Source organism: Fulvivirga kasyanovii, assembly GCF_009711405.1.
GTDB classification, from domain to species: domain Bacteria; phylum Bacteroidota; class Bacteroidia; order Cytophagales; family Cyclobacteriaceae; genus Fulvivirga; species Fulvivirga kasyanovii.
This window is the reverse complement of sequence record NZ_SMLW01000650.1, coordinates 1-13,296: the sequence shown is the minus strand read 5'-3', so window position 1 is coordinate 13,296 and position 13,296 is coordinate 1. Positions and strand designations below refer to the sequence as shown.

The 13,296-nt window shown below is 43.4% G+C and carries 10 protein-coding genes; 6 read left to right on the top strand and 4 right to left on the bottom strand.

From position 1 onward, the window contains the following. Nucleotides 1–9: 9 nt before the first annotated feature. Nucleotides 10–900 (top strand): endonuclease/exonuclease/phosphatase family protein, encoded by an 891-nt coding sequence (locus tag E1163_RS23925; RefSeq protein WP_155175100.1) that lies wholly within the window; start codon nucleotides 10–12, stop codon nucleotides 898–900. Between the two features lie 11 nt (nucleotides 901–911). Here the strand turns inward: E1163_RS23925 and E1163_RS23920 are convergent, their stop codons facing one another. From E1163_RS23920 to alaS, 3 genes are read right to left on the bottom strand one after another with little or no spacing between them, the layout of a single operon-like run. Continuing rightward, nucleotides 912–2,060, bottom strand: a complete 1,149-nt coding sequence (locus E1163_RS23920) for a peroxiredoxin family protein (protein WP_185156190.1) — start codon at nucleotides 2,058–2,060, stop codon at nucleotides 912–914. Between the two features lie 19 nt (nucleotides 2,061–2,079). Then, nucleotides 2,080–3,537 carry an Asp-tRNA(Asn)/Glu-tRNA(Gln) amidotransferase subunit GatB gene (gene gatB, locus E1163_RS23915; RefSeq protein WP_155175096.1) on the bottom strand — a complete coding sequence of 486 codons (1,458 nt, stop codon included), beginning with the start codon at nucleotides 3,535–3,537 and terminating at the stop codon, nucleotides 2,080–2,082. A gap of 9 nt (nucleotides 3,538–3,546) precedes the next feature. Further along, a complete protein-coding gene (gene alaS, locus E1163_RS23910; protein ID WP_155175094.1) occupies nucleotides 3,547–6,168 on the bottom strand; it encodes an alanine--tRNA ligase in 2,622 nt (873 codons plus the stop codon). A gap of 164 nt (nucleotides 6,169–6,332) precedes the next feature. Here alaS and E1163_RS23905 point away from each other — a divergent pair, with 164 nt between their 5' ends. Both E1163_RS23905 and E1163_RS23900 read left to right on the top strand, forming a co-directional pair. After that, complete coding sequence (locus tag E1163_RS23905) at nucleotides 6,333–7,319, top strand: M23 family metallopeptidase (protein WP_155175092.1); 987 nt, start codon at nucleotides 6,333–6,335, stop codon at nucleotides 7,317–7,319. A 35-nt stretch (nucleotides 7,320–7,354) separates the two neighbouring features. Then, a complete protein-coding gene (locus tag E1163_RS23900; RefSeq protein ID WP_155175090.1) occupies nucleotides 7,355–8,329 on the top strand; it encodes a M23 family metallopeptidase in 975 nt (324 codons plus the stop codon). 220 nt (nucleotides 8,330–8,549) lie between these two features. On the opposite strand, the gene E1163_RS23895 is transcribed toward E1163_RS23900, so the two are convergent. Beyond that, nucleotides 8,550–9,029 carry a DUF4168 domain-containing protein gene (locus E1163_RS23895; RefSeq protein ID WP_155175088.1) on the bottom strand — a complete coding sequence of 160 codons (480 nt, stop codon included), beginning with the start codon at nucleotides 9,027–9,029 and terminating at the stop codon, nucleotides 8,550–8,552. Between the two features lie 276 nt (nucleotides 9,030–9,305). Between E1163_RS23895 and E1163_RS23890 the strand changes: the two genes are divergently transcribed. From E1163_RS23890 to E1163_RS23880, 3 genes are all read left to right on the top strand, one after another. Then, nucleotides 9,306–10,694 (top strand): alpha-amylase, encoded by a 1,389-nt coding sequence (locus E1163_RS23890; RefSeq protein WP_155175086.1) that lies wholly within the window; start codon nucleotides 9,306–9,308, stop codon nucleotides 10,692–10,694. Nucleotides 10,695–10,776: 82 nt separating this feature from the next. Beyond that, nucleotides 10,777–11,742 (top strand): hypothetical protein, encoded by a 966-nt coding sequence (locus E1163_RS23885; RefSeq protein WP_155175084.1) that lies wholly within the window; start codon nucleotides 10,777–10,779, stop codon nucleotides 11,740–11,742. 80 nt (nucleotides 11,743–11,822) lie between these two features. Next, a partial coding sequence (locus tag E1163_RS23880) for a tetratricopeptide repeat protein (RefSeq protein ID WP_155175082.1) occupies nucleotides 11,823–13,296 on the top strand: 1,474 nt, incomplete at its 3' end.

Genomic DNA, 13,296 nt, shown 5'->3' with positions numbered 1-13,296 from the left:
AAATTGCTTATGAGACAGACCCTGCTTTTGTTGGTTGCCATCATTTCAACATGGTGCAGCAATCGCCAGTTACCGGTATCGAGTGACAATGACACAGCTTGTGCTCCCTTATCTGATGTGCTATCTCCTTGTATAAGCCGTCGCTCTCCGGAAACTTTAGAGGTCATGACCTGGAATATTGAGCATTTCCCAAAAGACAGCACTACTTTTTGCCTGGTAAGCAGCATCATCAAAGCTTCCAATGCTGATGTTATTGCTGTACAGGAAATAGATTCTCCTGAAGATTTCATGAAGCTGGCAGATGAAATCGATGGATGGAAAGGCGTTTACCAGGACGTTCGCGGTGGTATAGAAACGGGCTTTTTGTACAACACATCAGAAATTATTGCTGTAAGTGCCTCAAGGAGTATTTTCCCTGAAAACCGGTACGAGTTCCCACGTCAGCCAATACTACTAACCGTACAACACAAAAATGGCCTGAAAGTGACCCTGATCAATATTCATCTCAAATGCTGTGATGATGGCAAGGTTAGAAGGGAAAAAGCGAGTATGATGCTAAAACAGTATGTTGATGACTCCCTCAGCCGTCAAAATGTAATTGTACTCGGTGATTTCAATGATGAAATATCAAATGACACTCCTTTTGCCAACTTTATTAAGGATGAAGCCAATTATACCTTTGCAGATAGGGAGATAAGCCTGAAGGGCAAAGAACACTGGAGCTATCCTTCCTGGCCGGCACATATCGACCACATTCTTATTAGCAATGAGTTGGCTGATAATCACATTACCACCAAAACGGTAGCTTTGGACCAGTGTATCGGTGTTTATGAAGATCATGTTTCCGATCACCGGCCCGTAATAATTTCACTTAAAGCGGATGGAGTTCCTGACTTGTGATCAGGCGGTTTTTATTCAGCCTTTGCGCTGAATATTTCTTCCAGCTTGTTTTCCAGTGCCTGTCCCCGAAGGTTTTTGCCTATGATTTTTCCTTCAGGATCAAGTAAAAGGGCAAAAGGTATTGAATTCACATTATACAGCCTTGCTGCCTCGGAGTTCCAGAATTTGAGGTCAGACACCTGCGTCCAGTGCAGTTGGTCCTGCTCGATAGCCTCAAGCCAGTCCTCACGCTTTCTGTCCAGAGATACACCATAAACCTCAAAGCCCTTATCATTGTATTTGTTGTACATCCTCACCACATTAGGATTTTCCATACGGCATGGCTTACACCATTTTGCCCAGAAATCCACCAGTACATAGTTGCCACGTAATGAAGAAAGCTTTACAATTTCACCATCAGGATTAGGCAAGGCAATGTCAGGGGCAACCTGGCCTATAGCCAGCTTTTTGCTTTGCTCTACTTCCTGAATAAACTCCTGTGCAATTGGAGAATCAGGCATTTCCTTTTCAAGCAGGTCAGCATATTTCACAAAGAAATCATGATGCTCGTCCTTATCCAGGTAACGGCCTGATTTCAAAATCTCCACTACTCCGAGAGATGCTCCAAGCGAGTCTATTTTCGCTTTCAAATCCTCTTTGAGTTGTGCGTCAAGTACCAGGTACTCTTCCCTTAATGCATTCATTGCCGATTCATCACCGGTCTGGCTGGCATCTTTGAATCTCTGGTTAATGCTTTGTACGCCTTCGGAAGACTGGAATTTCTTGGCCATTTCCTGCACCTCATTGATGAAATCATGATCTCTTGATCCTTTCACTTCATAAAATCCCTGCTGGCTGTTGCCGTCTACATTGACCACTACATCATCTTTGTCAAGAATCAAAGGCACAAATTGCTTTCCGTAAAAGTTAAGGCGGTAATATCCGGGGTTTTCTACCTTTACCTGCTCACTGTAAGTGTAGTCCTTTTCGTTTAAAGCAAGAGTGTCGTGCGGCACCGGAACATTTCCATTAAATTTTTCAAGGATGATCAGTCCGCTCTGAGGGTAGCCAACAGTTCCTGAAAGGGTGATCATGTCCTCACTGCTTTGCTCTGATGCAGGATTGGATGAACAAGCCCAAAAAGAAACTACAGATATCAATACTATTCTTAAAAAGTTCATATACATATTTTTGCCTTTATTAACTTAATTTGCTTCTCAACAGTTCATTAGCCATTTTGGGGTCAATTTTCCCATTGCTCCGCTTCATCACCTCTCCCATAAACATGCCCAACAATCCTTTGTGACCTTTTTTATAAGCAGCCGCTTTGTCCGGGAATTCAGCAACGATCTCGTCTACCAATATACTTATAGCGTCGCTGTTACTATCCTGTACGAGGTTAAGAGCTTCCGCAGTCTCCAGGGCCGTTTTGCTACCTTTTAACTTTACCATCTCCGGAAACACCTTTTGAGAGGCCACAGAAAAACTTACTTTATTATCATCTACCAACCGGATCAGTTCAGCCAGTCGGTCAGTGGGCAGTGGCAGGTCATCAATTTGCAGGTTTTGATCATTCAGATATGATTTTACCGGTCCCATTACCCAGTTAGAAGCCGCCTTGAAATTGGTAGTCTTAGCACAGAGGTCCTCAAAGTAGAGGGCTATCTCTTTGGTATCGGTAAGTACAAGGGCATCATATTCAGGAAGGTTAAACTCCTTCACATACTTATTGAAAAGCTCATGCGGCAGACTCGGCATGTTTTCCTCTATGGACTTTAGCCACTCCTCCGTTACATGCAAAGGGCTAAGGTCCGGATCCGGGAAATACCGGTAATCGTTCAATTCCTCCTTCGTCCGCATGCCGGAAGTGGTGCCTGTATTGGCATCAAATGTTCTTGTTTCCGAGAATATCTCTTCGCCTCTCTCTACGGCTAATATCTGCCTTTCTATTTCATGGTCTATGGCACGCTGTACATTCCTGATCGAGTTCATGTTTTTTACCTCGACCTTCTTACCAAAAGTTTTAGACCCCTTAGGCATGATGGAAATGTTGGCATCACAACGCAGCGATCCTTCCTCCATGTTGCCGTCACAAATATCCAGGTAACGCACCAGCCTTCTTACTTCTGTCAAGAACGAATAGGCCTCATCCGAAGTCCTTATATCCGGTTCGGTCACAATTTCGATCAGGGGCACTCCTGCCCTGTTGAAATCAACCAAGGTATCGGCCTCTCCTTCAAGGTGAATTGACTTTCCTGCATCTTCCTCGATATGAATCCTGTTAAGATGTATATCCCGGGGCTCACCGTTTCTGGGTGAGACTCTGACAAACCCCTTCATACAGATGGGAGTTCGGTCCTGGGTAAGCTGATAGCCCTTTGGCAAGTCGGGATAAAAGTAGTTTTTACGATCAAATATTTGTACACGGCTGATATCACAATTACAGGCCAATCCCATTTTAATGGCATACTCTACCACCTTTTTATTCAATTTAGGTAAAGTGCCCGGATGCCCGAGTGTGATAACACTGACATTGGTATTGGGCAAACTGCCATACTCCGCCGAATCGGAATTGTATATTTTGGTTTTGGTCAGTAACTGCGCATGCACTTCAAGCCCTATTACTGCCGTGTATTTATCTCTGATCGATTTATCCATTACTCCAAATTAAATGATAGTCCTGGCTTTCTCCAAAACCTTATCAAGTCCATTGATATCTTTACCACCTGCCGTGGCGAAAAATGGCTGACCGCCACCTCCGCCTTTGATCTCTTTGGCAAGCTCTCTGACAATGGCCCCTGCATTCAGGTCTTTTTCCTTAAGCAAACTATCACCAATGACCACAGCAATCTGAGGTTTACCGTCTACTTCCGCAGCCAGAACCATAAACAGGTTCTCCACCTCATTTTTAAGTTCGAAAGACAAGTTTTTCAAGGCATCTCCGGCCGGTACCGTTATCTTTTCAATAATTACATTGGCACCGTTAACCTCTTTCACCTTTCCTAGCAACTCCTTTTTAATACCCTGCGCCTGACCTGCATGCAGCTTTTCTATGTCTTTTTCCAGTTTCCCTTTCTGCTCTACAAGGCTATGCACGGCAGCTTTGAGGTCCTTCGGATTTTTAAGCAATTCTTTTAGTTCATTCACCAAAGCAAACTGCTCATCAATATATTTCTCAGCCGCTTCCGAAGTGATCGCTTCAATCCTTCTTACACCGGCGGCTATAGAACTTTCAGATACAATTTTGAAGAAGCCAATATTACCGGTAGCGGTAACGTGTGTACCACCACATAACTCCACAGAGTAATCCTGATCAAAGGTGATCACGCGAACAAATTCACCGTATTTCTCTCCAAAAAGAGCCATGGCTCCCATTTTCTTGGCTTCCTCAAGGGGAACGTTACGTTTCTCATTCAAAGGAATATTCTCCCTGATCTTCTCATTCACGATATGTTCTACCTTTGCGATCTCATCTTCAGTCATTTTTTGGAAGTGGGAGAAGTCAAACCTCAGCACCTTATCATTGACTAACGACCCTTTCTGCTCTACGTGCTCACCAAGCACAGTTCTTAATGCAGCGTGTAACAGGTGTGTGGCACTGTGGTTGCTCATGGTGAGCTTTCGCTTTTTCTCACTTACCACTGCTTTATATGTACCTTCCAGGTTAGACGGAAGCTTGTCCGTAAAATGAACGATCAGGTCATTTTCTTTCTTGGTATCCAACACACTGATCTTCTCTCCGTTTCCTTCGAGGTATCCCTGGTCTCCTACCTGCCCTCCGCTTTCAGCGTAAAATGGCGTCCTGTCCAGTACAACCTGGAAGATCTCCTTCCCTTTTTGCTTGATGGTACGGTATTTAACCAGCTTCGCTTCGGCCACCAGATGTTCATAGCCTACAAACTCCACACTTTCCTGATCACCAACGATATTCCAGTCACCGGTTTCTTTGGCGGCATCAGCCTTTGAGCGGGCTTTTTGCTTTTGCATTTCGGTATCAAAACCTTCGGAATCAACCGAAAGGCTATTTTCCCGGGCAATGAGTGAAGTCAGGTCAAGAGGGAAACCAAAGGTATCGTAAAGCTCAAAAGCAAGCTTTCCATCAATAACTTTCTCCCCTTTTGAAGCCATCTCTGATTTCACAGAGTCAATTTTTTTAAGACCGTTCTCCAAAGTCCTCAAGAAAGATGCTTCCTCCTGCTCTATCACTTTCATCACAAAATCTTTCTGCGCTTTGAGTTCAGGGAAGACCTCTTCAAACTGATCTACCAGGATTGGCACCAACTCATATATAAAAGGCTTTTTGAAATCAAGGAAGGTGAATCCATAACGTACAGCCCTTCTTAATATTCTTCTGATCACATAGCCAGCCCCTGTATTGGAAGGCAGTTGGCCGTCAGTAATGGCAAAAGCAATAGCCCTTACGTGATCCGAAATTACCCGGATGGCAATATCTGTTTGATTATCTGTACCGTACTTCACACCTGCCTTCTCAGCCAAAAAGTTGATTAGTGGTGTAAATACATCCGTATCATAATTTGAAGATGTGTTTTGTATGGCCATACAAAGCCTCTCAAAACCCATTCCGGTATCTACATGCTTTGCAGGAAGGTTTTTCAACTCTCCGGAAGCCAAACGGTTAAATTCCATGAATACCAGGTTCCAGATTTCAACCACCTGGGGGTGGTCCTGATTAACGAGATCTTTTCCCGGTATCTTCTCTATTTCTTCAGGCTTTCTGAGGTCAATGTGTATTTCAGAGCAGGGCCCGCAAGGTCCCGTGTCGCCCATTTCCCAGAAATTATCTTTTTTCGAGCCGTAAAGTATTCTGTCTTCGGCAATGATCTCCTTCCAATAGTCATAGGCTTCCTGGTCCACATCAAGTTTATCGCCTTCATCACCACCAAATACCGACACATATAACCTGTCTTTGGGCAGGCCATACACTTCGGTAAGCAACTCCCACGCCCAGGCAATAGCTTCTTTTTTGAAATAATCACCAAAAGACCAGTTGCCCAGCATCTCAAACATGGTGTGATGGTAGGTGTCCAGCCCTACTTCTTCAAGGTCATTGTGCTTACCTGATACTCTCAGACACTTCTGAGTATCTGCTACGCGATTATATTGTGGCCTTTTATTACCTAAAAAGTAGTCTTTGAACTGGTTCATTCCTGCATTGGTAAACATCAATGTAGGATCATCTTTATTCACCAAAGGAGCAGAATCAACTATCTGGTGCTGCTTGCTTTCAAAAAACTCAAGAAATTTTCGCCTTACTAACTTAGAATCCATTTATTGTCAAAAAAATTGATAATTTTGCGCCCGAAGACTTTTTTTTAAAGAAAATTAATATATTGCAGTTAAACTAAAGCTTTAAACCTCGTGTTAACTGACAAATAAATTGCCTCTTTTTAATAGAGAGAGACAAAAATAGAAGTTTTTAGCATAGAACATTAATGGCCAGAATAAAATATTACTATGATACCGAGACCTGCCGCTACGAAAGGGCAAAGGTCACCTACTCTGATGTAGTAATAAATGTTTTAGGGTTCTTTTCAGTAGCCCTGGTTATGGCAATTGCTTTTGTACTTGTATATAATACGTACTTTGACTCCCCCGCTGAAAGCAAGCTAAAAAAAGAAAACAAGGAACTCCAGACTTACTATGAGGATTTACAGGAAGAGATGGAGGAAGTCAATGAAGTGATCGCCGCACTGGAGGAAAGGGACAACAATATATACCGAAAGATCTATGAAGCTGAGCCTCTGGGCCCTACCATCCGCGAAGCCGGCCATGGCGGTGCCGAAGAGTACAAGCGTATAATGGAAAAAGGCCTTTACGATAAGAAACTGGTTCTTAGTACCTTTAAAAAAATCGATAAGATCAAAAGGAAGGCACGAATACAAAACCAATCTTTTGACGAAATTATGCAATTGGCACGCGACAATAATGCCATGCTTTCTTCCCTACCCTCTATCCAGCCTGTAGAAAACCCTGAATTAACAAAACTTGCCTCGGGTTTTGGTATGAGGATCAACCCTTTTCACAAAGGCCGCGTAATGCATGGAGGGATTGACTTTGCCGCTCCGCGAGGCTCAGAAGTATTTGCCACCGGAAATGGGGAAGTAAAATTTGTAAAAGATAACAGTGAATTGCAAACCGGTTACGGAAACTACATAGAAATCGATCATGGCTTTGGCTACGTAACCAAGTATGCGCACCTGGGAGAAATAAAGGTAAAACCCGGAGATCGTGTAAAACGAGGTGATGTTATTGCCTACGTATCGAGCACCGGAGGTTCTGCGGCACCGCATGTTCACTACGAAATTATAAAAGATAACCAAAAAATTGATCCTGTCAACTTCCTTATACAAGGGCTTAATGACGAAGAATACGAAAAACTTTTAACTTTGGCGTCACATGAGAATCAGTCTTTTGACTGATACTTTTTAAACTATTTGAGAACATTTTTTAACAGATGGCTAAAATACGATATTATTATAACACTGAAACCTGCAAATACGAGCCGATAAAAGCTTCAAAAAAGGCTGTATTTATGAATATCATGGGGTTTCTCAGTGTATCAATAGTACTTGCATCAGGGCTGATCTATTTATATAGGACTAACTTCACCCCCATTAAAGAGTCTACATTACTGTCCAGGAATCAGGATCTAAAAGTAGAATGGAACCTGCTCAATGATGAACTTCAAAAAGCATATAACCATGCTGAAGAGCTTGAGTTCAAGGACGATAAAATCTATAGGGTTATTCTGGACACAGAACCTATTCCTCTGACGGTGAGAGAAGGTGGTGTCGGTGGTCACGATAAATACGAAGGCCTAATGGAAGAAGACCTGGAGCAATCGGAAATGATCGTGGGAACCTTCCAGAAAATGGATAAACTGAAGAAAAGGCTTTACATACAAAGCAAATCCTACGACCAGATCTCCAGCCTGCTTAGCGAAAAAGAAAAAATGTGGGCCTCCCGACCAGCCATCCAGCCCATCAACAACAAAGAACTCACAAGACTGCATACCACCTTCGGAAGACGCTTCCACCCTATATTAAAACAATGGAGAGATCATGACGGCCTTGACTTTACTGCCCCTACCGGTACTCCGGTATATGCAACCGGTGATGGCGTGGTTACCAACTCTTACAGGTCATCCACCTATGGCAATGTCATCTTCATTAACCATGGATATGGATATCAAACCCGCTACGCACACCTTGTAGAATATATTGTTAATCAGGGAGAAGAAGTAAAAAGAGGACAGGTAATTGGTTATGTAGGCAGCACCGGTCGTTCGGAAGCCCCTCACCTGCATTACGAGGTGCTTTATAATTACAAACCGATCAACCCGATCAACTTCTTCCAGCGAGACCTGAGCAATGACGAGTATGAAAAACTAATTGAGATATCCAAACAGGAAACTATTCCGCTGGATTGATCTTAAGCAATAAAAGATATGAAAAAGGCCGCGCTAAGATTATTTAGCACGGCCTTTTTGTTAATAAATCCTCTTACAAGCTAAAGCCGACAATACAGGTTGTTTGCCTCATTATCTGGTTTTGCCAACTGCTTTTGCCGATTGCCATTAACAGGTGTCTTGGTCAAACACAGATTCATCGAAGCTAATATTTCCCTGGAAATCCGGCCTGCCCCACCAACTACTGCTCAAGTATCTTATTGATCTTCTTTTGAACCTTAGGGCTTTGCTGGTAAGCAATCATGATCTCCTGGTAGGTATTGATATCAATTCCCTCCTCTTCAATGGCATCAACCATCTGCATTTCAACTTTCTGTCGCTCTTTGATAATGGTTTGCGCAGCCGAGTTAAAGGCCGCCATTTCCTCAGCAGAGGCATCAGACACTTTACCAGGATCCTGCTGCTGCGCCAGTATCTCGTTGAACCTTTCCATGGTAAGGTCACCACTTTCTATGGCAGTCATCACCTGCTTATCACTCTCCTCCTGGATAACCTGTACCTCTTCATAAGCATCCACAAAAGACTCCAGTTCATCCTTGGAAAAGTCGTCCCTGACTTGGGTTGGACTTTGAGCCAACGAGGTAGAGTAAAGCACAACAACCATCACCAAAGACATCAACCATTTATATAGACAATTCGGGTTCTCATTTTTTAAAAGCATAATTTATTTATATAATTGCACATCTTTATTACAAGATAAAACAAGCCATTCGACACTATGTTTCAGAAAGTTTTATCTTAATTACCTCAACTTCCACTGTTCCCTTTCCATAATTTTTGAAATTCCCATATAAACCTTACAAGGCTTACGGCACCCAAAAATACTGCAAACGATTGCGGTATCCTTGTCATTGACAGTTAGTAAGTTAACCTTACTCTTCGGAGAAAAACCGTCACTTTTTTAGCAATTTTAAAACTCAACCAAACCCTTATACCTATGAAAAAGTTTATTAAAAACTACTGGCACTACTGTGCCCTCACCTTGCTGTTTTCCTGTTCAGAACCCGAGATACAGAGAGAAAAACAAGGAGAACAAATCACCCCCGACCCTGTAAGTTCCAAAACTGATGACACCCATGCGAAGAATCCGGGACCGGGAGGCGGAGTATTGATGCAGGCGTTTTACTGGGATGTGCCTGCGGGCGGCACCTGGTACAATACGGTGAAAAGTAAGCTGGCCTCCTGGGATGCTGCGGGGATTTCGGCTATTTGGCTGCCCCCGGTGTCAAAAGCCCAGAACGGTCCGTTCTCTATGGGATACGATCCGGCAGATTATTTTGACTTCGGCCATTACAATCAGCATGGATCCGTGGAGACCCGGTTCGGCTCCAAAAGTGAACTGCAAAGCCTGATATCTACTGCACATAATTATAATATAGATGTGTATGCCGATATTGTGATCAACCATAACAGTGGCGGCGACCTGGAGGCCAACCCTAATACAGGCACCAACACCTACACAGACTTCAACCCGGCTTCCGGTAAATTCTACAGGAGTTATAATGATTTTCACCCTAACGGCTATGCCAGCAATGATGAAGGTATATTTGGTGGCTTCCCTGATCTGAGCCACTCCGTGCCTTATGTACAAGACTGGCTCTGGAAAAGAAGTGACGGCGTGGGCAAATATTATAAAAATACCATGGGCTTCGATGGCTTCCGTTTCGACTACGTCAAAGGCTTTGGCGGCTGGGTAGTACGTGACTGGATGAACAATGTCGGAGGTTTCGCTGTCGGTGAATATTGGGATGGCAATGCCCAGCTACTACAAAACTGGGTCAATGCGACCAACAGAACATCATCAGCCTTTGACTTTGCCTGCTACTACAGAATGGATGAGGCGTTTGATGGCAACAACCTTAATAAACTGAACGATGACATGCTCTGGAAACGTGACGCTGCGAAGGCAGTGACCTTTGTGGCCAATCATGATACGGACATCATTTGGGATAAAATGCACGCTTATGCTTACATCATGACCCACGAAGGGTACCCGACTATTTTCTATCGCGATTACGAAGAATGGCTGGACAAAAATAAATTGAACAACCTTATCTGGATCCATAGAAATAAGGCGGTTGGCTCCACTACCATACTTTATGCGGATAATGATGAGTATGTAGCCCGTCGTAACGGTTCGCCTGGCCTGGTGGTATACCTCAACGATTCGAACAGTTGGGTAGAAAGATGGGTGGAAACGAACTGGAGCAGCACGGTAATTAAGGACTACACCGGTAATTCAAGCTGGGAGCCTACTACACAAAGCGGAAAGTGGGTAAAGATCCAGTGTCCTCCGAACAGCTACACGATCTGGTCACCAAAATAATAGTTTTTTCATAATGTACGATAACTGCCCTGGTTTTTCAATGCAGATTGAAAAAATACCGGGGCGGTTGTTATTTTAGCCTATGCGTTATATTACAGTTATTCTTCTGGCTACTTCACTTCTCTATGCCTGCCAGCATTCAGGTGAAGAGATGGATTCAAGACAGGCATTTCAACAGGAACATCCCGAATTTTCAGGTTACTCACTTGAGTATGAAGCAGTATCTTTACCCGATAACCTGCATGCCAGCCTTTTTGCCAACCCTTTATCAGGAAAAGTGCTGGTTTACCTTACCTATACCGGTGAAGAGGAAAACATCAGCATATTTTCACATGATGCCTTGTCTATTACCGCTTCCGAAGGAGGTCGCGCCCCTGTCAAAGAAATGGTCCCTGCAAATTCCACCAACAGTAATTCATCATTCATAGCCCTCTTTGATCTGGTCAACGACAGATGGTTTTATAAAGAAACAGGCCTCTCAGGTGACTTGTGCCCCTCCTACTCGCTTGAAATTGCACCTTTGAATCAGGCACTAAATTTTGAGATAGACGAGGCCGAATACAAGCTGTACCTTGACAAATATGGCATGGAAAAGTCTGCGACATTGTATGATGTAGCTATAGACACTGTAGTCCAAAGAAATTACCAGATCAATAATGGAATGGCCTCTTTCCTCCATACTGATGTTCACGAACTATCACTGGCCGGGGTTAATCTGCATTTGCAGGCCTACCAGATTGGCGACAGCCTTAAACTGGCAGTAAAACTTGTGAACCATAGCAATTATGAATTACTGATACAACCTGATGTTTTCATCATCAAATCCGGCGGTCAGCTCCTGCAGCCTGGCACCCATAATACTGAAATGGTACACCTGCGCAAGGGTGACCGGTTCATCCGGGACTTTGCATATTTCCCTGATCAAAAAATTGCACAGTTTGTACTACTAAAAGAAGCAATACAGATAATTATGGATGAAAACACCTCAAACCTGTTCGCAGAAAACATCCGGTTAAGCGAACAAATTCATCCTGCGCGTAACCTCTAGCCTGAGGAAACAGGCAGATGATAACTGAATTCATCTTTTCACTAGCAATCAAAATAAATTAATATTATCTTAATTATACGATGCAAAGGTGGATTCAAATTATAAAGATACTGATTGTCAGTTCCTTTGGTCTTTCAAAAGCTTTCGCTTACCAAAATGATCAGGTTTTACTCCAACAACTTGAAGAGACCACGCATGACACTACCAAAGTCAGAATTCTGGTAACCTTGTCTCAGTCCTCAGTTATTCCCCGGAATGAGGCCCGGCAATACGCCATGGAGGCATTGGCCCTTTCTGAGAAAAACAAGTATGACTTTGGGGTCGGGCTGAGCAACTACGCGCTGATAACATTTGCAAGGACTCCTGATGATATTGAAAATCATACTACTACAGCCAGCGAAATTTTCAGAAAACACAATAATACCTTCTATGAAGGACAAGCCATGTTATCCGCCGCGGCCCAGCATCTTGATGTAAGCGCCAACTACATCAAAGCACTAAATTATGCCCGCCGGTTCCTTGTGCTCAATGAAGGCAAAAAAGATTATCAGGCCCTGGCCAGGGGTTGGAACCTGATCGGTGAAGTGTACAGGATCTCCAAAAACTTCGACAAGGCTCTTGAAGCCTATCAGCAGTCTGCCAGATATGTGCATATGAGTGACTCCTCCGGTTACACCTCTCCTTTTATCAATATAGCAACAGTGTATAAAGAGCAGGGAAAATATGCCCAGGCGCTCAGCAAATATGATTCGGTCCTTCGCTTTCTTGTGGCCCACAACCTTGCCCGGTCAAACACTACGGCATATATCATGAACCGAAAGGCTCAGACACACCTGTTGATGGGTTCACATCAGGAAGCTCTGCGCGAAGCGAAAGAAGGCCTGAAACTATATACTGAACTCAATTTCACCCGCGGTCTCGTACTTTCATTAAGCACATTGGCAGAGGCTTACCTTATGCTCGGCGAGTATAGAAATGCCATTGAAACGGGATCAAAAGCCATCGAAATTGCCGACAGGATCGGCTACACTACTGAGGAGTTTGACGAAATCCATAAAATAATTGCATCTGCCTATGAAGCTTTAAATGACTATAAAATGGCATATGTTTATCAAAGAAAATATACAGACGTCATTAACCGGATCTATAGCCCCGAATCGTACATACAACTGGCCAATGAACAAGTGAAGCTGGAAACCGAAAAACGTGAGCTGGAAAACAGGTTGCTGGAAAAGCAGGCACGTATTGATGAGGCGATCATTGAACAGCATAAGTATATCAACACCTTCGTAATTATAGTGCTTATTCTGGTGGTCATGATCTCTTTATACATTTACAAAAACTTAAGGGTAAAGCAACGGCTCAATTTTGAGCTTAAGGAGAAGCAGGATGAGATACTACAGCAATCAGAGGAGCTGAAAGCACAGGCAGAAGAGCTGCATGCCTACAATGAGAAAATAACAAGCATCAACGACAAGCTCGAAGAAATGGTACACGAAAGGACCAGCGAGATCAAAAAGCAAAATGAAAGACTGATGGAGTATGCTTACTTCA